This is a genomic window from Pseudomonas sp. WC2 (assembly GCF_050586545.1).
Taxonomy (GTDB): Bacteria; Pseudomonadota; Gammaproteobacteria; order Pseudomonadales; family Pseudomonadaceae; genus Aquipseudomonas.
The window spans coordinates 1-21,583 of the sequence record NZ_JBOBDR010000018.1; the positions used below are offsets into that span (position 1 = coordinate 1).

17 protein-coding genes are annotated in these 21,583 nt (G+C 60.1%); 8 read left to right on the forward strand and 9 right to left on the reverse strand.

The features are described 5' to 3' along the window. Positions 1-2,317 (reverse strand): DUF6531 domain-containing protein (locus tag ACQ4OE_RS20835; RefSeq protein ID WP_430947749.1); only part of this gene is annotated, 2,317 nt, incomplete at its 3' end. A gap of 246 nt (positions 2,318-2,563) precedes the next feature. Here ACQ4OE_RS20835 and ACQ4OE_RS20840 point away from each other — a divergent pair. Then, positions 2,564-3,259, forward strand: a complete 696-nt coding sequence (locus ACQ4OE_RS20840; RefSeq protein ID WP_122592596.1) for an HAD-IA family hydrolase — start codon at positions 2,564-2,566, stop codon at positions 3,257-3,259. Positions 3,260-3,326: 67 nt separating this feature from the next. Here the strand turns inward: ACQ4OE_RS20840 and ACQ4OE_RS20845 are convergent, their stop codons facing one another. Next, positions 3,327-4,073 carry a 3-oxoacyl-ACP reductase family protein gene (locus ACQ4OE_RS20845; protein ID WP_430947750.1) on the reverse strand — a complete coding sequence of 249 codons (747 nt, stop codon included), beginning with the start codon at positions 4,071-4,073 and terminating at the stop codon, positions 3,327-3,329. Positions 4,074-4,199: 126 nt separating this feature from the next. On the opposite strand from ACQ4OE_RS20845, the gene ACQ4OE_RS20850 reads away from it, so the two are divergent. Further along, the gene (locus ACQ4OE_RS20850; RefSeq protein ID WP_430947751.1) at positions 4,200-5,126 is read left to right on the forward strand and encodes a LysR family transcriptional regulator; all 927 of its coding nucleotides are present in this window, start codon (positions 4,200-4,202) and stop codon (positions 5,124-5,126) included. Between the two features lie 119 nt (positions 5,127-5,245). On the opposite strand, the gene ACQ4OE_RS20855 is transcribed toward ACQ4OE_RS20850, so the two are convergent. The 3 genes from ACQ4OE_RS20855 to ACQ4OE_RS20865 all read right to left on the reverse strand — a co-directional run bounded on the left by ACQ4OE_RS20855 (position 5,246) and on the right by ACQ4OE_RS20865 (position 8,881). Beyond that, positions 5,246-5,974, reverse strand: a complete 729-nt coding sequence (locus ACQ4OE_RS20855) for an aspartate/glutamate racemase family protein (RefSeq protein WP_122592593.1) — start codon at positions 5,972-5,974, stop codon at positions 5,246-5,248. A gap of 55 nt (positions 5,975-6,029) precedes the next feature. Next, a complete protein-coding gene (locus tag ACQ4OE_RS20860; protein WP_430947752.1) occupies positions 6,030-7,568 on the reverse strand; it encodes an NCS1 family nucleobase:cation symporter-1 in 1,539 nt (512 codons plus the stop codon). Between the two features lie 578 nt (positions 7,569-8,146). Further along, positions 8,147-8,881, reverse strand: coding sequence for a phosphoadenylyl-sulfate reductase (locus ACQ4OE_RS20865; RefSeq protein WP_430947753.1), 735 nt, complete (start codon positions 8,879-8,881; stop codon positions 8,147-8,149). 164 nt (positions 8,882-9,045) lie between these two features. Here ACQ4OE_RS20865 and thrH point away from each other — a divergent pair, with 164 nt between their 5' ends. Beyond that, positions 9,046-9,663, forward strand: coding sequence for a bifunctional phosphoserine phosphatase/homoserine phosphotransferase ThrH (gene thrH / locus ACQ4OE_RS20870; RefSeq protein ID WP_016986256.1), 618 nt, complete (start codon positions 9,046-9,048; stop codon positions 9,661-9,663). Positions 9,664-9,794: 131 nt separating this feature from the next. Here thrH and pabB read toward each other — a convergent pair whose 3' ends face one another. The 4 genes from pabB to ACQ4OE_RS20890 all read right to left on the reverse strand — a co-directional run bounded on the left by pabB (position 9,795) and on the right by ACQ4OE_RS20890 (position 14,497). Beyond that, on the reverse strand, positions 9,795-11,138 hold the full coding sequence (gene pabB / locus ACQ4OE_RS20875; protein ID WP_430947754.1) for an aminodeoxychorismate synthase component I: 1,344 nt from the start codon (positions 11,136-11,138) through the stop codon (positions 9,795-9,797). Between the two features lie 295 nt (positions 11,139-11,433). Beyond that, complete coding sequence (locus tag ACQ4OE_RS20880; RefSeq protein ID WP_122592589.1) at positions 11,434-12,420, reverse strand: alpha-L-glutamate ligase-like protein; 987 nt, start codon at positions 12,418-12,420, stop codon at positions 11,434-11,436. Next, positions 12,420-13,955, reverse strand: coding sequence for an inactive transglutaminase family protein (locus ACQ4OE_RS20885; protein ID WP_008080999.1), 1,536 nt, complete (start codon positions 13,953-13,955; stop codon positions 12,420-12,422). Before ACQ4OE_RS20885 ends, ACQ4OE_RS20880 begins: the two co-directional genes overlap by 1 nt. 5 nt (positions 13,956-13,960) lie before the next feature. Next, a complete protein-coding gene (locus tag ACQ4OE_RS20890; protein ID WP_008081000.1) occupies positions 13,961-14,497 on the reverse strand; it encodes an ATP-dependent zinc protease family protein in 537 nt (178 codons plus the stop codon). A 291-nt stretch (positions 14,498-14,788) separates the two neighbouring features. Between ACQ4OE_RS20890 and ACQ4OE_RS20895 the strand changes: the two genes are divergently transcribed. The 5 genes from ACQ4OE_RS20895 (at position 14,789) to prpF (ending at position 21,575) form a co-directional block, all read left to right on the forward strand. Continuing rightward, positions 14,789-15,511 (forward strand): GntR family transcriptional regulator, encoded by a 723-nt coding sequence (locus tag ACQ4OE_RS20895; RefSeq protein ID WP_430947804.1) that lies wholly within the window; start codon positions 14,789-14,791, stop codon positions 15,509-15,511. Beyond that, positions 15,508-16,401, forward strand: a complete 894-nt coding sequence (gene prpB, locus ACQ4OE_RS20900) for a methylisocitrate lyase (protein WP_103303868.1) — start codon at positions 15,508-15,510, stop codon at positions 16,399-16,401. The genes ACQ4OE_RS20895 and prpB overlap by 4 nt, the downstream gene beginning before the upstream one ends. 71 nt (positions 16,402-16,472) lie before the next feature. After that, positions 16,473-17,600, forward strand: coding sequence for a bifunctional 2-methylcitrate synthase/citrate synthase (gene prpC / locus ACQ4OE_RS20905; RefSeq protein ID WP_430947755.1), 1,128 nt, complete (start codon positions 16,473-16,475; stop codon positions 17,598-17,600). A gap of 134 nt (positions 17,601-17,734) precedes the next feature. Then, positions 17,735-20,329, forward strand: coding sequence for a Fe/S-dependent 2-methylisocitrate dehydratase AcnD (acnD, locus tag ACQ4OE_RS20910; RefSeq protein ID WP_430947756.1), 2,595 nt, complete (start codon positions 17,735-17,737; stop codon positions 20,327-20,329). A gap of 55 nt (positions 20,330-20,384) precedes the next feature. Next, the gene (gene prpF / locus ACQ4OE_RS20915; protein ID WP_430947757.1) at positions 20,385-21,575 is read left to right on the forward strand and encodes a 2-methylaconitate cis-trans isomerase PrpF; all 1,191 of its coding nucleotides are present in this window, start codon (positions 20,385-20,387) and stop codon (positions 21,573-21,575) included. The last annotated feature ends 8 nt before the right edge of the window (positions 21,576-21,583 follow it).

Here is a 21,583-nt window from a genome sequence, read left to right on the forward strand (position 1 = left end):
GCGGAATCAGCGCGATCAGGCGTCCGACGTCGTCGTAGTGGTATTCGGTGACGGCGCCGAGCGCATCCTGCTCGGCGATCAAGCGCCCGGCAGCGTCATAAGCCTTGAGCTGTTCACCACCATCGGCCTCGACCTTGCGCACCAGTCGCGCTTGATCGTCGTGGACGTAAACCTCTTCGGTGCCATCGACGTAATGCACCGTGACACGGCCGTCGTCGCCCCAGACGTAACGGGTGTTCATCTGCGAAAACGAGGCCCAGTGCCTTACGCAACGGGCAGCCTTACCAGCGCGTTCCCACTCCCAGAAGAAACTCGCGCCCCCAGCCAGTTGCCGTTGGAGGATGACGTTGGCATCGTCGTAGTCGTACCGCTCGCTGTCGCCCACGGCGTTGGTCGCGGCCAACAGGCGTTGGCGGGCGTCGTAGCAGTAACTGACCAGGGTCTGCTCAGTCGCCCATTCGCCGCGCTGAAAAACCTGGTAATCAACCGCGATCAACTGCGCCCGGTCATAGCGCAACAGCAACGAGCGCCCGGCACCGTTATCCAGTCGGTGCACCCTGTCAGACCGATCACGCTGCACCGTCAGACGATTGCCATAGGCATCGCTGATGGCCGTCAACCGCCCCGCACGAAAGTGATAAAACCGCGCCGCGTCCCCCGCCAGCGCAAGAATCAGCTCCTCCGGTTCATCGCCAAGAAAGATCGCCGCCCGCGACAGACTGTTGTGAATCGCCGGTCGCGAGACGTTCGGCAGCGGAAACTGCGTACGCCGGTTTTCGTGATCGACCCAAACAACGTCATCAGCCAAAAACTCCAGCCGATGCGCCAGCGAATGACTCCAGCCAAACCCCAACCCAACATCAATCTCGACAGCGCTGCTGCGATACAAACGGCTGAACTCAAACGGCAACACGCCATCGAGCACGCCATCGGTCAGGGTCAGCAATTCCTCGCCGGTGACCATCGACACCGGACATCCGTTGGTGCAGGTCAGCGCTGCGCAATCGGCGCTATCACCGTTGGGGTTTTTCGCCTGATCCGGCGAGTCGTCGTGCGGCTCATGCCGTTCCATCCGGGTCGAACCACCCGGCTTGTCCCGCACAAGAGGCGCTGGATTCGGCACCGTCAACACCACAGAATCGGCCTGACGAATATTCAGTGGAATCGACGGTGTCGGTTTCAGCTCAGCATCACGCGCATGGAGCGCCAAGGGCCGCAAAACGCTCGCATGTTTGCTCAGCTCGGGCGTCGAGTTCAGCTCCGCCAACCGCACCGCCGAAGCCGCCAACCACTCCCGCGCCCGTGGCGACTTGACCTTCGCCAGCACCTTGTTGCTCAGACGCAGCGGAACCCCGACACCACCCGACACACACATCAGCAGAAAACTGATCAGCAGTTCGACCCGAACCTCGGCCACGACTTCGGCCAGATACTGCGGCGGCAACATCTTCAGCCAACTGGTGAACGCGGCCAGATGAATGAACAACAGCGGTTCATCGCTGAGCATCAGCAGAGCGTTGGCAATGGCTTCGCTGGAGGCGTTTAGCAGCGCCTCCAGCTCAACCGCGCTCAGATATTCCAGCAACTTCTCGCTGTTGGCCTGCAAGTCGGCAAGGAGGGCGAAAACCTGCTTGATGTCATCCCAGACACCATTCAAGGCATTCTCGAAACCACGCCAATCGGCTCGCTGCAACTGCCCGTAACGGTCAACAAACCCGGCGCTGGAAAACTCTTTCCACTGCGGCTGAAATTGCGCCCATTCACCGCGCAACCAGCTTTCGAGATTGCCGAGAACCGCTTCATAAGATGCATACAGCGTCTGCACATGGTCGCTGGAAACATCGGGAAAAAAGGTGATGCGATAACGCTGGCCCCGCTCGCAATCGTGCACTTGCAGAATGCCGCTCGGGCCGATCGTGTGGCGCAGTGGTTCGCCGAAAGTCAGCGCGCCGCCGACATCGGCGATCACCGGTTCGAGCGTGACCGGCGTGTCGCCGATCGGCACAAACCGTGCGGCCTCGAACATGTGCACCAGGGTCAGCGCGCCACTGGCCGGACACATGACCACCGCGGAAGTGATCGGCTGGCGGGATTGGATCGGTGCACTGAGACGCACGTCATTGCCGACGGTGAACACCTGTTCGACGTCCAGCGCCGTGCCTGTCCAGAACTGCTCGGCCCAAGCCTCGTAGTTGTTCAGGCACAGGCGAAATTCGCGGATCAGGGTTTCAAAATCGGGGTGTTCAGGATTGAGCGCGGCGACTATCAGCAAGCCGATGCTGTTGTTCAGGGCCAAGAGTCGATCAGGTTGAAACATTCACAGTCTCTCGCGCACATAAAAAGGTGCGGGGACTTTGCGGGGGATCAAACAGGAAAGAAGTCGGGCGAGTAGGTGAAGTCTGTAGGATGTTTCGCTAAATGCTTGCGAGTCGTTCATCGCGGCAACGGACATTGGCCGTTGCCCAATGTCCGTCGGGCTCGTTATGCTGCTGAACCCTTTAATCAGATCCGAGCAGCGACCTGTATCAAGTCGCCTGGGATGTCTTTGTTAACGGATCCGATGATGAATGCACCGCTGAAGGCGTTCGGCCCGATCAAGGCCGTGATTTTCGATATGGACGGTTTGCTGCTCGACACCGAGGGCATTTACACCGAAGTCACCTCGCTGATTGCCGGGCGCTATGGGCGAACCTTCGACTGGAGCATCAAGCAGAACATCATTGGTCGCGGTGCCAACGACCTGGCGAACTACGTGGTGCAGGCGCTGGATCTGCCGATCACCGCTGAAGAATTCCTGGTGATCCGCGAACCGTTGATGCGCGAGCGTTTTCCCACCGCGCAAGCCATGCCGGGTGCCGAGGAATTGATCCGCCATCTCAAGGCGCACAACATTCCCATCGCCGTGGGCACCAGTTCTTCGCGTCAATCGTTCGGCCAGAAAACCACGCTGCACCGCGACTGGTTCGCGTTGTTCGATTTCATCGTGACGGCGGACGATCCGGAAGTCGGCGCAGCGAAACCGGCACCGGATATTTTCCTCACCGCCGCTCGACGTCTGGGCGTCGCGCCTGAGGATTGTCTAGTGTTCGAGGATTCGCCGTTTGGCGTGACCGCTGCGAAAGCCGCCGGTATGACCGCGATTGCGATTCCGGATGCCGCCATGGCCGATGAAAAATACGCACACGCGGACGGGATTCTTCGTACGCTCAAAGCCTTCACCCCGAGTGATTGTGGTTTGCCAGCGCTGGAATGGGCTTAAACACCTGATGCACAAAAACGCCGCCCCTCCGTTAAAGGAGGGGCGGCGTTTTCGTTCAGCCGGAAAATCAGGCCCCGAAACCACCGTCGATGGTCAGGCTGGCTCCGGTGATGTAACCGGCTTCCGGGCCTGCCAGATAGGCGACGAAACTGGCGATCTCTTCGGCTGTACCGTAGCGCCCGACGGCCATCAGCGGGATCAGGCTTTCGGCGAAGTCACCGTGCGCCGGGTTCATGTCGGTATCAACCGGGCCAGGTTGCACGTTGTTGACGGTGATGCCGCGTGGGCCCAGATCGCGAGCCAGGCCTTTGGTCAAACCGACCAGCGCCGATTTGCTCATTGCGTACACACCGCCGCCGGCGAAGGGCATGCGGTCAGCGTTGGTGCTGCCGATGTTGATGATGCGTGCGCCTTCGCCCATGTGTTTAGCGGCTTCCTGGGAGGCAATGAAGACGCTGCGAATGTTGATTGCCACGGTCTGGTCGAAGTCTTCAAGTTTGAAGTCTTCCAGCGGCGCGACGGCCAGTACGCCAGCGTTGTTGACCAGAATGTCGACTCGGCCAAAGGCTTCGACGGTTGCGCTGACGGCGTGGCGAATGGCGGCGGCATCGGCGCTGTCGGCCTTGATCGCCAGAGCTTTGCCGCCAGCGGCGGTGATGCTGTTCTGCAATTCTTCGGCCTTGGCGGTGGAGCTGACGTAAGTGAAGGCTACTGCAGCGCCTTCAGCGGCCAGACGTTTGACGATGGCAGCGCCGATACCACGGGAACCGCCTTGAATCAGAGCGACTTTGCCGCCGAGGTGTTGAGTGGTCATGTTCGATCTCCAGACTATTCAAGGCGAAATGCCTTGGTGTTGGTGCCGAGTATCGGCGTGGTATCGACAACTGTGTAGACCATGATTGCTATAGTCTGTGTAAACCAGAAGTTTATAGTGGCGACCATGGAAACCTTCAGCAGCATCGAATGCTTCGTGCGCAGTGCCGAGGTCGGCAGCTTTGCCGAGGCCGCGCGGCGCCTGAGTCTGACCCCGGCGGCAGTCGGCAAGAGTGTGGCCAAGCTCGAGGGGCGGCTCGGTGTGCGGCTGTTCCAGCGTAGTACACGCAGCCTGACGCTGACCGAGGCCGGGCAGCTTTTCCTCGATCAGGTCAGTGGCAGCCTGACGACCATTCAAAATGCCGTGGCCAATCTGTCCAGTGTCGAAGGGCTGCCGGCGGGAACGCTGAAAGTCAGCATGGGCGCGGCGTTTGGCTGCCTGCACATCGTGCCGATGCTCGGTGAGTTTCTGCGGCGATATCCAGCGATCAATCCGGACTGGCATTTCGATAATCGGCAAGTCGATCTGATCGGGCAGGGCTTCGACGCGGCCATCGGTGGCGGCTTCGAATTGCCGCAAGGGGTGATCGCGCGCAAGTTGACCCCGGCGCACCGGATATTGGTGGCGTCCGCTGATTATTTACAGGCTCATCCCGAGATCGTCGAGCCGGAAGACCTCAGTCAACACGACGGCATTCTGATCCGCTCACCGCAAACCGGGCGCGTGCGTTCCTGGCAGTTGACCGGGCGCAATCCGCAGAATTGTCAGCCGTTGACGCTCCGGGCGCGGATGACCATGAGCGATTCCGAGGCGGCATGCAGGACGGCGGCACAAGGTTTGGGGATTGCGCTGGTGAGCATGCCGTTTGCGGTCGGGTATCTGGAGGCGGGGACGTTGCAGCGGGTGTTGCCGGACTGGTTTGTCGATGATGGCAATATTTCGATTTACTACGCCGAGCATAAATTGTTGCCGGGGAAGACGCGGGCGTTTGTGGATTTTGTGATTGAGCAGTTTGCGGAGTGCGGGTTGGCGCGGCGGTTTAGTGCGATTTGAGCAAACTTGATACCGAGGCGCGGCCTTCGCGAGCATGCTCGCTCTCACATTTGGAATGCATTCCCCCTGTGGAAGCGAGCCTGCTCGCGAATGGAGCGACTCGGTCTACGATGATGACCTCAACGGGCAAACCGCCCCGGCCAGCCAATAATGTTCTTCGGTCGCGGCGTCGCGTAAGTCCGCACTTTCGACGTCGACAGGCGTAAGCGCACCAGCGATTCCGCAATCGTCACCGCCGCCGTCACGCCATCCACCACCGGCACGCCGGTACGCCGACGAATCTGTTCATCGAGCCCGGCCATGCCGCCGCAACCCAGGCAAATCACCTCGGCCTTGTCCTGCGTGACGGCCAATTCAGCCTGATGCACGATCGCTTCCAGCGCACGCTGCGGCTCGTGTTCCAGCTCCAGAACGGCCAAACCACTGGCACGCACTGAAGCGCAGCGATCCCACAAACCAGACAGTTTCAGCCGATCCTCAATCAGCGGCACGGTGCGATCCAGCGTGGTCACCACCGAGTACGCATGGCCGAGAAACATTGCCGTGCTCGCCGCCGCATCAGTGATGTCCACCACCGGCACGTTGAGCAATTCCTGCAAACCTTCGCGGCCATGTTCGCCATAACCGGCCTGAATCACCGCGTCGAACGGTTGATCGTAGGCCATCACCCGATCCATCACCGCGATGGCGGCCAGGTAACTTTCGAAATTGCCTTCAATCGAGTCGGCACCGAAGAATGGGGTCAAACCGACGATTTCGGTGCCGGGCGACGCGACAGCCTGCGCCGAGCGCGCAATGGCATCGGTAATGGATTCGGTGGTGTTGACGTTGACCACGAGAATTCGCATGGGGACATCCTTATAGCGGGCAGTTCTGCGGCCCGAAATCCGGGCCGCGAGGGAGTTAGTGGCAGACGTTGTCCACCGCGATCGATTCGCCACTGACATCGGCGTAGTGCGGCTGACGCTTGGCGATGATCAGGTAAAGCATTCCGGCGATACCGGCACCGATCAGCCAGGAAAACGGCGAAACACTGTGGAAACCGGGAACCAGCGCCAGGACGATGGCGATCAGCGCCGCAGGAATAAACGCCGCCACCGCGCGGAAATTGATCCCGCGGCTGTAGTAATAAGCGCCATTCGGTTCGTCGCTGTAGAGCTGCGGGACGTTGACCCGACCTTTGCGGATCAGCCAATAGTCGACCATGATCACGCCGTACAACGGGCCGAGCAGGGCGCCGAGGCCGGACAGGAAGTACACGATGACCAACGGGCTGTTGTAGAGATTCCACGGCAGGATCAACACGGCGATGGTTGCGCTGATCAGTCCGGCGCGGCGGAAGGTCAGGTACTTCGGCGCCAGATTGCTGAGAACAAACGCCGGGGCGACGAAGTTGGCCATGATGTTCACCGCGACGGTGACGATCAGGAACGCCAGGCAACCGAGCACCAGGAAGAACGTGTTGGGGATCGAGGCGATGATTTCGGTAGGACTTTCAATGATCCGGCCATTGATCTGAAATTGCGCGCCACAGAGCAGGACGGTAATCGCGGCGAACACCAGAATATTCACCGGCAAACCCCAGAAGTTTCCTACCTTGATGGTCTTGCGGCACGGCGAAGAGCGGGCGAAGTCGCAGAAGTTGAGAATCAGCGTGCCGTAGATCGCCAGCCACAACGCGCCGCCGGCAAAGATGTTGCGCCACATCTCGGCACCGGTCAGTGGTTCGCGGATCGACCAAGCGATGGTCGCGTTGGCCTGGAAGTACATCCACGCGGCAAGGGCGGCGACCGTCAGCAAAATCACCGGCCCGGCAAACGCCTCGTAGCGGCGAACCATCTCCATGCCGTAGGCGAGAATCGCCAATTGCACGAACCAGATCGCCACGAAGCACACCCAACCCAAGGTCGAGAGGCCAAGGATCGAGTTGTGGTCGTATTCGGCGAAGCCGGGGTGCACCGCAGTGAGCAGCACGCGGAAGACAACTGACGCCAAATACGTCTGAATTCCGAACCAGGCGATGGCGATAACTGCCCGGATCAGTGCAGGAATTTGCGCACCATGAATGCCGAAACTGATCCGGCTGATGACAGGAAACGGCACTCCGGTTTTTTGCCCCATGTAACCGGAAAGGTTCATGAAGAAGTACACCAGCGCCGCACCGATCCCCAGCGACAGCAGAATCTGCCAGCCACCCAGGCCCAAGGCGTACAGGCCGATGGCGAAGGAGTAGTTGGCGATGTTGTGCACGTCGTTCGTCCACAGGGCGAAGATGCTGTATTTGCCCCAGCGGCGACCTTCGGCCTTGGTCGGCGCGAGGTCACTGTTGTGCAGGCGGGGACTGAGTTGTAACGGCTCGCTCATACCGTCACGAGGTAACGGTTGGTCGAGGGCAGAGGCGGGCAGATTGAGCGCGATATTGTTGGAGAGACTTGTACGCATTCCGGCAGGCTCCTGATGTTCAGGGCCGCGATGACTGTGCATAAGCCGTCAGGCTCGACAAATCTTCGTCGCGGCAGTGAAAGCATCACTGGTTACGGGGCATCTGCAGCCTGTACGGGATAGGGCGCTTCAGGCTTGCGGATCGAAAGTGTGTGTATGTTTTGCAGTTTTGTATACAAAACATGTATGCACTAAAGCCAGATTTGTGCCAGTTACGGATCTATGGGTGGCGTTGCTCATTTCGAAAAGTTATCGATGATGGGTAAGCCATTGAAAATAAGTGCTTATAAATTGACCGTTTGAACAGGAATTTTTTTTTGCCGCAAGATTTATGAGGACGGCGAGGAAGAGGGATTTTCAGGCGGGATGTAACTTTTAAGGGCGCGGAAACAAAAAAGTGCACACATAAATGGCACCGATGGTGACAGTCGTGTGTACACATTTTTTTTGTGTCTATATAGAACAGTGTGGGAGCCAGCCCTGCTGGCGATGGAACTCGGTCAGTCAACATTGCATTGACTGACAAGTCGCCATCGCTAGCAGGGCTCGCTCCCACAGGGGAACCGGTGTGGCTGGGGCTATGCCTTGCTGATGATATTGCCCGCATGCAGCCCGCATTCTTTCTGCGTCGCTTCTTCCCACCACCAACGCCCCTCGCGCTCGTGCTGGTTCGGCAGGACAGGGCGGGTGCACGGTTCGCAGCCGATGCTGATAAAGCCGCGCTCATGCAGGCTGTTGTACGGCAGCTCGAGCATGCGGATGTAACCCCAGATCTCTTCGCTGGTCATCTGCGCCAGCGGGTTGAATTTGTACAGGGTGCGTTCCGGTGTGGAGAACGCAGTATCGATTTCCATCGCTGCCACGGCGCTGCGGGTGCCCGGGCTCTGGTCGCGGCGCTGGCCGGTGGCCCAGGCTCTGACGCTGGACAGTTTGCGGCGCAGCGGTTCGATCTTGCGAATGCCGCAGCATTCGCCATGGCCGTCCTTGTAGAAACTGAACAGGCCTTTTTCCTTCACGAACGGTTCCAGTTTCGTGTAGTCCGGCGAGACGATTTCGATGTCGATCTTGTAGTGCTCGCGCACTTGCTCGATGAACCGGTAAGTCTCCGGATGCAGGCGACCGGTGTCGAGACTGAAGACTTTGACGTTCTTGTTGAGCTTCCAGGCCATGTCCACCAGCACCACATCCTCGGCGCCGCTGAAAGATATCCACAGATCATCGCCGAACTCGGCAAACGCGAGTTTGAGGATGTCTTGCGCGGATTTGTTGGCATAGGTCGTGGCGAGTTCCACGACGTCGAACGTTGGGCTCATCAGGGCGGCTTCCTACAGGTCGGTGGCGCTGGGCGCTCTATATGGGGCCGATGGTAACAAAAAGCTGCACGGCTCGGGGCGCACTGTGCGTTGCGCGTGCGGATTCGAGCCGCTAGAGTTCGGCCTCGCTCGACTCAAATAATCAATACAAACGGGAGTGTCTTGTGGAAATTGCTTGCCTGGATCTTGAAGGGGTGTTGGTGCCGGAAATCTGGATCGCCTTCGCTGAAAAAACCGGAATCGACTCCCTCAAGGCCACCACCCGGGACATTCCCGATTACGACGTGCTGATGAAGCAGCGTCTGCGCATCCTCGATGAGCACGGCTTGAAGCTGTCGGATATTCAGGAAGTGATCGCCACGCTGAAGCCGCTGGACGGCGCCGTGGAATTCGTCAACTGGCTGCGCGAGCGCTTTCAGGTGGTGATTCTGTCGGATACGTTCTACGAGTTCTCGCAGCCGCTGATGCGCCAACTGGGCTTCCCGACTTTGCTGTGCCATCGTCTGATTACCGACGAAACCGGGCGGGTGACCAGCTATCAGTTGCGTCAGAAAGATCCGAAGCGCCAGTCGGTGCTGGCGTTCAAGAGCCTGTATTACCGAGTGATTGCGGCAGGGGATTCGTACAACGACACGACGATGCTGGGCGAGGCCGATGCGGGGATTCTGTTCCATGCGCCGGAGAATGTGATTCGCGAGTTTCCGCAGTTTCCGGCGGTGCATACCTTTGCCGAGTTGAAGCAGGAATTCTTGAAGGCCTCAAACCGCGACCTCAGCCTGTAAGCCTGGTTACCTGATGATCGTTCCCACGCTCTGCGTGGGAATGCCTCAACGGACGCTCCGCGTTCGGCCTTGGATGGGACGCGGAGCGTCCCGGGCTGCATTCCCACGCGGAGCGTGGGAACGATCATTACTCAGAGGTTCTGCAGGGTGTCGAGGAGGATTCTGACTTTGGTAATCGACTCCTGATACTCGGCCTGCCAGTCCGAATCGGCAACAATCCCGCCACCGCCCCAGCAGCACACCTGCCCATCCTTGACCAACAGACTGCGAATCGCGATGGAGCTGTCCATCTCGCCGCGCACGTCCAGGTACAGCAACGAACCGCAATACAAACCGCGTCGGGTCGGCTCCAGTTCATCGATGATCTGCATCGCACGAATCTTCGGCGCACCGGTGATCGAGCCGCCGGGGAAGCTGCCGGCGATCAAATCCAGTGCGTCGCGATCATCCGCCAGCTCGCCGGTCACGCTGCTGACCAGGTGATGCACGTTCGGGTAACTTTCCAGACTGAACAACTCCGGCACCCGCACCGAACCGATGCGGCAGGTGCGGCCGAGGTCGTTGCGCAGCAGGTCGACGATCATCAGGTTTTCCGCGCGATCCTTGGGGCTGGCCAGCAGTTCGGCGGCATTGGCCGCGTCTTCGGCTGGCGTGACGCCACGCGGGCGGGTGCCTTTGATCGGGCGGGTTTCGACCTGACGCTGGCTGACTTTGACGAAACGCTCGGGCGACAGGCTCAGCACCGCGCCGCCATCGGGCAGGCTCTGGAAACCGGAGAACGGTGTCGGGCAGGCTTCGCGCAACTTGCAGTAAGCCAGCCACGGATCGCCCTGACACGCCGCGCGGAAACGCTGGGCGAAGTTGACCTGATAGCAGTCGCCAGCCTGGATGTAATGCTGAATGCGTTCGAAGGCCTGACGGTATTCGTCTGCCGAGAGGTCGGCGGCCATCGCGGTTTTCAGCTTGAACGGAGCCAATGCACTGACGACTGGTTGCGTGAACAACGCGATCAACCGCTGTTTCTCGCTGTCGAGCACCGACGGATGAAAAACCAATTGGCTGGTAGCCGCATGGTGATCACTGATCAGCGCCCAGTCGTACAGGCCAAAACGCGCATCCGGCAATTGCAGGTCATCGCGGGCCTGGCTCGGCAGGTTTTCCAGATGCCGACCGAAGTCGTAGCTCAGGTAACCGATCAAACCGCCCGCGAATGGCAACTCGAAACCCGCGGGCAAATCAGCCTCGCCGAGGCGACTCAGATTGTCGCGCAGCCGTTGCAGGAAATGGCTGCCGCTCTCGTCCGGCAGCACCGCCAGTTGTTCCAGCGGCCAGGCGCTGAGCAAGTCATAACGGCCACGGTCGGCACTGGGCCGGCCACTGTCGAGCAGCACGGCGCCAGGCGCATGACGGATGGCCGCGAAGTAGTCGGCGGGATTGGCACGGTAGGGCAGCGGGTGTACGGAACAGGTCAACATGGGCGGGGCAGATCGGCCATCGAGGCGGGGTGGGGATTGTAGTCCTCTCCGATGCCAGATCAAAGTCAAAAGCCACCCCCTCACCCCAGCCCTCCCGAGACGTCGGACCGCCCCCAAGGGGGCGAGGGGAAAGGGAGCAGATCGGGGGCTTTTCAAAACTTGGGTTCGGCTTGATATGAGTGATCGTTCCCACGCTCTGCGTGGTAACGCCGCCATGGACGCTCTGCGTCCACTGTGACGCGGAGCGTCACGGGATGCATTCCCAGGCAGAGCGTGGGAACGATCATCGGGGGGATCAGCCTTCGACGGCTGGAATATGCCCAAACATTTCCTGAGTAAACGCCACGCGCTCCTCAACCGTCTCCGTCACGCCACGCGCCTTCAATTCTTCCAGGCGCGCTTCAACCGCGTGGGTCCGCAATGTCAGCCCACAGTCATTGGCGATCTGGATATTCAGCCCGGGCCGCGCATTCAGCTCGAGAATCAGCGGACCTTTCTCCTGATCCAGCACCATATCAACGCCGATGTAACCCAACCCGCACAGCTCATAACAGCCCGCCGCGAGTTTCATGAAACCGTCCCAGTAGGGCAGTTGCACGCCATCCACTGCGTTGGTGGTGTCGGGGTGTTTGGTGATGATGTTGTTCAGCCAGGTACCGCGCAAAGTCAGACCGGTCGCCAGATCGACGCCGACGCCAATCGCGCCCTGGTGCAGGTTGGCCTTGCCGCCGGACTGCCGGGTCGGCAGGCGCAACATCGCCATCACCGGGTAGCCCATCAACACGATGATGCGGATGTCCGGCACACCTTCGTAGCTGATGCTCTTGAAGATCTGATCCGGGGTCACCCGATATTCGATCAGCGCCCGATCACGGTGGCCGCCCAAGGAATACAGGCCAGTCAGGATGCTGGAAATGTGATGCTCAAGCTCTTCGTGGGCAATGATCTTGCCCGACACCGTGCGATAGCGACCTTCGAAACGGTCGGCGACGACGATGATGCCGTCCCCGCCGGCGCCTTGGGCCGGTTTGATCACAAAATCGCTGCGCCCGCCGATGATCTCGCCGAGCTTGTCGATTTCCTTCTCGGTGGAGATCACGCCATACAGCTCCGGCACGTGAATGCCGGCCTCGATCGCGCGTTCTTTGGTGATGATCTTGTCGTCGACGATCGGGTACAGGCTGCGCTTGTTGTACTTGAGCACGTAGTCGGCGTTACGCCGATTGATGCCCATGATGCCCCGCGCTTCCAGCGCCTTCCAGGTCTTCCAGAAACCGAACATCAGGCGTCAGCCTTCTTCAGGAAAGCCTTGAAACGCACCAGTTCGGTCAGGCGGTAACCGCGATAGCGACCCATCGCCAGCATGAAGCCGACCAGAATCAGCAGGATCGCCGGGAAGGTGAACACGAAGTACACCAGCTCTGGGACGGTCATGATCAAGTGCGCCAGGGACGCGGCGAACAGCGTGCCAATGGCGACTTTCATCGCATGGCTGGCGCCGCGTTCTTCCCAGGTAATCGACAGGCGTTCGATGGTCATGGTCAGAATCACCATCGGGAACAGCGCTACAGACAAGCCGCGCTCCAGACCCAGTTTATGGCTGAACAGACTGATCGCCGCGATCAGCACCACGACAAAGGTCAACACCACCGAGAGTCGCGGCAACATTTGCAGCTTGAGGTGTTCCAGATACGATCGTAATGACAGGCCCAGCGCCGTGATCACGGTAAACAGCAGAATGCCGAAGCCCAGTTGCGTTTCACGGAAGGCAAGGGCGATCAGCACCGGGGTGAACGTGCCGAGGGTCTGCAGGCCGATCAGGTTGCGCAGAATCAAAATCACCAGCACGCCAATCGGGATCATCACCATGATCATGAACGTCTGCTGCGTCTGCAGCGGCAAGCCGTACAGCGAGTATTCGAGGAAGTTGGCGTCGGTGTTCTCGTCGGTCAGCTTGGCCAGACGAATCGCATTCATCTCGCTGTTGTTCAGGCTGAAGGTCACGTTGGCTTTCTTGCCGCCGTCGACGGTGATCAGGTTTTCATCGCCGGTCCACCACAGCAAGCGGTCGGTCGGCAGGCCTTGCTCGCCGGTCTCCGGGTTGAAATACAGCCAGTCGTTGCCGTTGAAGCTGCGCAGCCACAGTTCGGGCATTTGCGGTTGATCGGCGACGAGGCGGATGGTGTGGACTTTTTCCACCGGCACGTGGGCGATGGACAGCAGCAACTCGACGATTTTGGCTTTGTGCGCAGTCGATGGATCGCCCGCCAGTAGCAGTTTCACGTTGTCGTCGTTGAGGTTGTTGACGCGTTTGATCGCCTCGCCAATAAAGGTTTCAACGTCGGCGGAGTGCTGGCGGATCGGTGCGAGCAGAGCTTCGGCAGCGATTTTTTCCGGGCCTTCGATGGCGATGCTGTCGCGGAAGGTCGGGCCTTTGATCTTGGTTTTTTCGGCGGTGTAGCGCTTGGTCAGCACCAGGCGGTAATAAAGGGTCTGGTTGCCTTTGGCGCGGCGGGCCGACCAGGTCACCTTGCGGTTGCCGTCGACGCGGTTCACCGCGACGCCGTAGTTATTGGAGATAAAGCTCTCGTTGAGGCTGACGTAGTCGCGGCTCAACGGCGGCACGAACATCTGGATCTTTACCGGGTCTTTGGTGCTGGCGACGAACTCGACCTTGGCGTCGATGTTCCACAAGTCGTCGGTGGCGTCTTCGGTCACCGGGATGCCGAGCACGAAAATCTGATAGGCCGTAACCGAAACGCCCAGCAGCACCAGAATGGTGATCAGGATTTTCAGGTGGAAGGTTAGAGAACGCATGGAAATTACTCGGCGGTATGAGCGGCGATGGTGCAGGCGGGTTTGCCGGCAGCGTATTTAAGACTGGGGTCGACCAGCGCATCAAAGCGTTTCAGCGCTTCGGAGCCGATCAAAAGCGGGTATTGGAACGCACTTCGATCGGTCAGGTTCACTTCGATGCTGCGCAACGCCGTGCCCATGCAGATATCCAGCTCGATCACCGGACGAGCGGTGTACTTCTTGCCTTCTTCCGGGTCGTAGTCGCCGGCGCGGCGCTTGATCTTGCTGACCCGCGCCAGTGGCCGTTCGATCGGGTGCGAATGCGCGGCGTCGATGGCCAGGTAGAAACGTACCCAGGACTCACCGTTGCGTTTAAAGCGTTTGATGTCACGGGCACTCAGCGAGGCGGTTTTCGCACCGGTGTCGAGTTTGGCCGCGACTTCGAGATTGATGCCGTCAAGCGAAGCGTATTCGTTGAGGCCGTACACGGTTTTTTCCCCCGCGGCGGCGAGGCCGGGCAGGCAAAACAGGGCAAAGAATGTAGGGAAGGGCTTGAGTCTCATAAATCCTGGTGCGCAGCGTTCCGTTTTCGGTTCAGGTCCTTGGCAAAACTTGCGCAAGGCCCTTCGTGTGCCTTTCAGCTTTTTATGACAAGCCGTACAAATGGCCAGCAAATGCGGGCGGCATTCTAGCACGGTGGTTTTATGGCGCCAGCGCCCGAGGCGGTCTATAACCCTTGGGGATGTCAGCGGCTGTTATTAGACGATTGTCGACAATACCTATTTATCCTTTGACTGATGCGGTCGAATTGGCTAGTTTTTGCCGCATTGGATTTGAAGGTGTCGACAATCATGCTGGATCAACTCGATCCCCCGGTCATCAGCGGCGACGATTCTGAAACGCTGTCGGAAAACGTTTTCCGCCGCATTCAGGCGGCCATCGTCAAAGGCGAGATCGCCCCCGGCAGCAAGATCTCCGAGCCGGAGCTGGCGCGCACGTACGGCATCAGCCGCGGGCCGTTGCGTGAGGCGATCCACCGTCTCGAAGGCCAGCGCCTGCTGGTGCGCGTGCCGCATGTCGGCGCGCGGGTGGTGTCGCTCAATCACGCCGAGTTGATCGAACTCTACGAAATCCGCGAATCCCTCGAAGGCATGGCCTGCCGTCTGGCAGCCGAGCGCATGACTGTCGAGGAAATCGACGAACTGCGCCGGGTCCTGGAAACCCACGAGCGCGACGCCGCGTTTCAGGCCGGCGTTGGCTATTACCAGCAGGAAGGCGATTTCGACTTTCATTACCGGATCATCCAGGGCAGCGGCAACCGCACGCTGACGCAGATGCTCTGCGGCGAGCTGTATCAACTGGTGCGCATGTACCGCATCCAGTTTTCCACCACGCCGAACCGCCCACGCCAGGCCTTCGCCGAACACCACCGGATTCTCGATGCGATCGCCGACCGTGACGGCGAGCTCGCAGAATTGTTGATGCGCCGTCACATCGGCGCCTCGAAACGCAACATTGCCCGTCATTACCAGGACGGCGCCCACAATAAGACAGCCACTGAACGAGGTGAGTCATGAGTTCCAAGCACAGCACTCCAGGCCAGCGTTTCCGCGATGCGGTCGCCAGCGAGCATCCATTGCAAGTGGTCGGCGCGATCAACGCCAACCACGCGCTGCTGGCCAAGCGCGCCGGTTTCAAGGCGATCTACCTGTCCGGTGGCGGGGTGGCTGCAGGCTCGCTCGGCGTGCCGGATCTGGGCATCACCGGTCTGGATGACGTGCTGACTGACGTGCGCCGCATCACCGACGTCTGCGATCTGCCGCTGCTGGTCGACGTCGACACCGGTTTTGGCTCCTCGGCGTTCAACGTGGCGCGCACGGTCAAGTCGATGATCAAGTTCGGCGCGGCGGCGATTCACATCGAGGATCAGGTTGGCGCCAAGCGCTGCGGGCACCGTCCGAATAAAGAGATCGTCAGCCAGCAGGAAATGGTCGACCGCATCAAAGCCGCCGTCGATGCCCGCACCGATGACAGCTTCGTGATCATGGCGCGTACCGATGCGCTGGCGGTGGAAGGTCTGGAATCGGCACTCGATCGCGCGGCGGCGTGCATCGAGGCCGGCGCCGACATGATCTTCCCGGAAGCGATCACCGAGCTGGAGATGTACAAGCTGTTCGCCAATCGTGTGAAAGCGCCGATCCTGGCCAACATCACCGAGTTCGGCTCGACGCCGCTGTACACCACCGAACAGCTGGCCGGTGCGGACGTGTCGCTGGTGCTCTATCCACTGTCGGCGTTCCGCGCGATGAACAAAGCGGCGGAAAATGTCTACACCGCGATCCGTCGCGACGGCACGCAGCAGAATGTCATCGACACCATGCAGACTCGCATGGAGCTTTACGATCGTATCGATTACCACACGTTCGAGCAGAAGCTCGATGCGCTGTTTGCACAAAAGAAAGGCTGAACACGACCCTGTGGGAGCAGGCTCGCTCCCACAAGTTTCCCCATACAAATTTAAAAAGATTGGAGAACACAATGGCCGAAGCAAAAGTACTCAGTGGCGCCGGGCTCCGTGGCCAGGTTGCCGGGCAGACCTCACTGTCCACCGTGGGCCAGACCGGTGCCGGGTTGACCTATCGCGGCTACGACGTGCGCGAACTCGCTGCCGATGCACAATTTGAAGAAGTCGCGTACCTGTTGCTCTACGGCGAGCTGCCGACGAAGGCGCAACTCGACGAATACCAAGGCAAGCTGAGCAAGCTGCGCGATCTGCCGCAAGCGCTGAAAGAAGTCCTCGAGCGCATCCCCGCCGACGCCCACCCGATGGACGTGATGCGCACCGGTTGCTCGTTCCTCGGCAACATCGAGCCAGAGAAAGACTTCTCCGAGCAACGCGACAAGACTGACCGCCTGCTCGCCGCTTTCCCGGCGATCATGTGCTACTGGTATCGCTTCAGCCACGACGGCAAACGCATCAACTGCGTGAGCAGCGAACCAACCATTGGCGGCCACTTCCTGCACCTGCTGCACGACAAAAAGCCGAGCGAACTGCACGTCAAAGTGATGAACGTTTCGCTGATCCTTTACGCCGAGCACGAATTCAACGCCTCGACCTTCACCGCGCGCGTTTGCGCCTCGACCCTGTCCGATCTGTATTCCTGCGTCACCGCAGCCATCGGTTCGCTGCGTGGCCCGCTGCACGGCGGCGCCAACGAAGCAGCGATGGAAATGATCGAACGCTTCTCGTCGCCGGAAGACGCGATCAAAGGCACCCTCGGCATGCTCGAGCGCAAGGACAAGATCATGGGCTTCGGCCACGCGATCTATAAAGACAGCGATCCGCGCAACGAAGTGATCAAGGGTTGGGCGAAAAAGCTTGCTGACGAAGTCGGCGACAAGGTGTTGTTCCCGGTTTCCGAAGCCATCGACAAGACCATGTGGGAGCAGAAGGAACTGTTCCCCAACGCCGATTTCTACCATGCCTCGGCGTACCACTTCATGGGCATTCCGACCAAGCTGTTCACGCCGATCTTCGTCTGCTCGCGCCTGACCGGCTGGGCTGCGCACGTGTTCGAACAACGCGCCAACAACCGCATCATCCGCCCAAGCGCCGAATACATCGGCGTCGAACAGCGCAAGTTCGTGCCAATCGAACGTCGCTGAAATGGTGGGCTGACCCGGAACCAGAGAACACCGCTAGACCCTTTGGGAGCGAGCCTGCTCCCACAGTGGATGGTGTGTAACTCAGGTTTGTGTCAGCCACCCTTTGCAACCACCGTGACCCGAGTCCTGACCCGATGAACACAGAATTCCGCAAAACCCTGCCCGGCAGTCCTCTGGATTATTTCGACGCCCGCGCGGCGGTCGAGGCGATTCAGCCCGGCAGTTACGACACTCTGCCGTACACCTCCCGCGTGCTGGCGGAAAACCTGGTGCGTCGCTGCGACCCGGCCACGCTCACCGATTCCCTCAAGCAACTGATCGAACGCAAACGCGACCTCGACTTCCCGTGGTTTCCCGCGCGTGTGGTCTGTCACGACATTCTCGGCCAGACCGCGCTGGTCGACCTCGCAGGCCTGCGTGATGCGATTGCGTTGCAGGGCGGCGACCCGGCGCAAGTCAACCCGGTGGTGCCGACGCAACTGATCGTCGACCACTCGCTGGCCGTCGAGGCCGGTGGTTTCGATGCGCAGGCATTCGAGAAAAACCGCGCCATCGAAGACCGTCGCAATGAAGACCGTTTTCACTTCATCAACTGGACAAAAAAGGCTTTCAAGAACGTTGATGTGATCCCGCCGGGCAACGGCATCATGCACCAGATCAACCTGGAGAAAATGTCTCCGGTGATTCAGGTGCGTGAAGGCGTCGCGTTCCCTGATACCTGCGTCGGCACCGACAGCCACACCCCACACGTCGATGCCCTCGGCGTTATCGCCATCGGCGTTGGCGGCCTCGAAGCCGAGAGCGTGATGCTCGGTCGCGCCTCGTGGATGCGCCTGCCGGAAAGCGTCGGGGTCGAACTGACCGGCAAGCTGCAACCAGGCATCACCGCCACCGACATGGTGCTGGCGCTGACCGAATACCTGCGCAAACAGAAAGTCGTCGGCGCCTGGCTGGAGTTCTTCGGCGAAGGCGCCGCTGCGCTGACCCTCGGCGACCGCGCAACCATCTCCAACATGGCCCCGGAATATGGCGCCACGGCGGCGATGTTCTACATCGACCAACAAACCATCGACTACCTGAAACTCACCGGTCGTGAAGATCAGCAAGTGCAGCTCGTCGAGCAGTACGCCAAGCTGACCGGTCTGTGGGCGGACAGTCTTAAAGGCGCGCAATACGAGCGCGGCCTGACTTTCGATCTGTCCTCGGTGGTGCGCAACATGGCCGGCCCGAGCAACCCGCATGCCCGCGTCGCGACCTCGGATCTGGCGGCCAAAGGCATCTCCGGGCAGTGGGATGACGTGCCGGGGCAAATGCCCGACGGCGCGGTGATCATCGCCGCCATCACCAGTTGCACCAACACCAGCAACCCGCGCAACGTCATCGCCGCTGGCCTGCTGGCGCGCAACGCCAACAAGCTCGGTCTGACCCGCAAACCGTGGGTGAAATCCTCGCTGGCGCCGGGCTCGAAAACCGTGGCGCTGTACCTCGACGAAGCGGGGCTGACCACTGAACTGGAACAGCTCGGTTTCGGCGTCGTCGCCTTCGCCTGCACCACCTGCAACGGCATGTCCGGCGCGCTGGATCCGGTGATCCAGCAAGAGATCATCGACCGTGATCTGTACGCCACCGCCGTGCTCTCGGGCAACCGCAACTTCGACGGCCGCATCCACCCGTACGCCAAGCAAGCGTTCCTCGCGTCGCCGCCGCTGGTGGTCGCTTACGCCATCGCCGGGACCATCCGTTTCGACATCGAGAAGGATGTCTTGGGCGTGGTCGACGGCAAGGAAATCCGCCTGAAAGACATCTGGCCGAGCGATGAAGAAATCGACGCCGTGGTGAAGTCCTCGGTCAAGCCTGAGCAGTTCCGTCAAGTCTACATCCCAATGTTCGCCGTCCACGAAGACACCGGCCCGAAAGTCACGCCGCTGTACGACTGGCGCGAGATGAGCACCTACATTCGCCGTCCGCCGTACTGGGAAGGTGCGCTGGCCGGCGCTCGTCCACTGAAGGGCATGCGCCCATTGGCGGTGCTGCCGGACAACATCACCACCGATCACCTGTCGCCTTCGAACGCGATCATGCTCGACAGCGCCGCCGGCGAATACCTGGCGAAAATGGGCCTGCCAGAAGAGGACTTCAACTCCTACGCAACGCACCGTGGCGATCACTTGACCGCACAGCGCGCGACATTCGCCAACCCGAAACTGTTCAATGAAATGGTCGTGGAAAACGGCAAGGTCAAACAGGGTTCGCTGGCCCGGGTCGAGCCGGAAGGCAAGGTCATGCGCATGTGGGAAGCCATCGAAACCTACATGGAACGCAAACAGCCGCTGATCATTATTGCCGGCGCCGATTACGGTCAGGGTTCGTCCCGCGACTGGGCGGCGAAAGGTGTGCGCCTGGCCGGCGTCGAGGCGATTGCCGCTGAAGGTTTCGAGCGCATTCACCGCACCAACTTGGTGGGCATGGGCGTGTTGCCGCTGGAGTTCAAACCGGGCACCGACCGTCACACGCTGGCCATCGATGGCAGCGAAACCTACGACGTGATCGGCGAGCGCAAACCGCGTGCGGATCTGACGCTGGTGATCCATCGCAAGAACGGCGAGCGCGTTGACGTGCCGGTGACTTGCCGTCTGGATACCGCTGAAGAAGTGTCGATCTACGAGGCCGGCGGCGTGTTGCAACGTTTCGCTCAGGACTTCCTTGAAGAGTCGGCGGTCGCCGTTTAAATCACGTTTCGTGCACGCGGGCGATACCGCCCGCGTTCGCGCTTAAGGAGCACTCATGGCTCACGCACCACAGATCAAAATCCCCGCCACCTACATGCGCGGTGGCACCAGCAAAGGCGTGTTCTTCAGCCTCAAGGATCTGCCCGAAGCCGCACAGGTTCCCGGCCCGGTTCGCGACGCTCTGTTGCTGCGCGTGATCGGCAGCCCCGACCCCTACGACAAGCAGATCGACGGTATGGGCGGCGCGACTTCAAGCACCAGCAAAACCGTGATCCTGTCGAAAAGCACTAAGGCCGATCACGACGTTGATTACCTGTTTGGTCAGGTCTCTATCGACAAGCCATTCGTCGACTGGAGTGGTAACTGCGGCAACCTCTCGGCAGCGGTCGGTTCGTTTGCCATCAGCAATGGCTTGGTCGATGCCAGCCGCATTCCGCAAAACGGTGTCGCGGTGGTGCGCGTGTGGCAGGCCAACATCGGCAAAACGATTATTGCCCACGTGCCGATCACCAACGGCGAAGTGCAGGAAACCGGCGATTTTGAACTCGACGGCGTGACCTTTCCGGCGGCTGAAGTGCAAGTCGAATTCATGGACCCGGCGGCGGAAGAAGAGGGCGGCGGTGGTTCGATGTTCCCCACCGGTAACCTGGTCGATGAGCTGGAAGTGCCGGGGGTTGGCACCTTCAAAGCGACCATGATTAACGCCGGCATCCCGACGATTTTCATCAACGCCGCAGACATCGGTTATACCGGCACCGAACTGCAAAGCGCGATCAACAGCGATCCGCAAGCATTGCAGATGTTCGAGACGATTCGGGCTTATGGCGCGCTGCGCATGGGCCTGATTGCCAATCTGGATGAAGCGGCCAAGCGTCAGCACACGCCGAAAGTCGCGTTCGTTGCCAAGCCTGCGGATTACGTGGCCTCCAGTGGCAAAGCGGTAGGCGCCGGTGATGTGGATTTGCTGGTGCGCGCATTGTCGATGGGCAAGTTGCACCACGCGATGATGGGCACGGCGGCGGTGGCGATTGGTACGGCGGCAGCCATTTCGGGCACGTTGGTCAACCTTGCGGCGGGTGGTGTTGAACGCAATGCCGTGCGCTTCGGGCATCCGTCCGGGACGTTGCGCGTTGGCGCTGAAGCCAGCCTGGAAAACGGCGAGTGGGTGGTGAAGAAAGCCATCATGAGCCGCAGTGCGCGCGTGCTGATGGAAGGCTACGTGCGCATTCCCGGTGATTCTTACTGATACAACAC

Bases quoted from the DNA above. Each gene is read 5' to 3' on its own strand.
- ACQ4OE_RS20865 (WP_430947753.1), bottom strand. From the start codon at position 8,881: ATGAGCCCAACGTTCGACGTCGTGGAACTCGCCACGACCTATGCCAAC.
- ACQ4OE_RS20840 (WP_122592596.1), top strand. From the start codon at position 2,564: ATGAATGCACCGCTGAAGGCGTTCGGCCCGATCAAGGCCGTGATTTTC.
- ACQ4OE_RS20855 (WP_122592593.1), bottom strand. From the start codon at position 5,974: ATGCGAATTCTCGTGGTCAACGTCAACACCACCGAATCCATTACCGAT.
- ACQ4OE_RS20860 (WP_430947752.1), bottom strand. From the start codon at position 7,568: ATGCGTACAAGTCTCTCCAACAATATCGCGCTCAATCTGCCCGCCTCT.
- prpF (WP_430947757.1), top strand. From the start codon at position 20,385: ATGGCTCACGCACCACAGATCAAAATCCCCGCCACCTACATGCGCGGT.
- ACQ4OE_RS20850 (WP_430947751.1), top strand. From the start codon at position 4,200: ATGGAAACCTTCAGCAGCATCGAATGCTTCGTGCGCAGTGCCGAGGTC.
- prpC (WP_430947755.1), top strand. From the start codon at position 16,473: ATGGCCGAAGCAAAAGTACTCAGTGGCGCCGGGCTCCGTGGCCAGGTT.
- acnD (WP_430947756.1), top strand. From the start codon at position 17,735: ATGAACACAGAATTCCGCAAAACCCTGCCCGGCAGTCCTCTGGATTAT.
- ACQ4OE_RS20880 (WP_122592589.1), bottom strand. From the start codon at position 12,420: ATGTTCGGTTTCTGGAAGACCTGGAAGGCGCTGGAAGCGCGGGGCATC.
- ACQ4OE_RS20890 (WP_008081000.1), bottom strand. From the start codon at position 14,497: ATGAGACTCAAGCCCTTCCCTACATTCTTTGCCCTGTTTTGCCTGCCC.
- prpB (WP_103303868.1), top strand. From the start codon at position 15,508: ATGAGTTCCAAGCACAGCACTCCAGGCCAGCGTTTCCGCGATGCGGTC.
- ACQ4OE_RS20845 (WP_430947750.1), bottom strand. From the start codon at position 4,073: ATGACCACTCAACACCTCGGCGGCAAAGTCGCTCTGATTCAAGGCGGT.
- ACQ4OE_RS20885 (WP_008080999.1), bottom strand. From the start codon at position 13,955: ATGCGTTCTCTAACCTTCCACCTGAAAATCCTGATCACCATTCTGGTG.
- pabB (WP_430947754.1), bottom strand. From the start codon at position 11,138: ATGTTGACCTGTTCCGTACACCCGCTGCCCTACCGTGCCAATCCCGCC.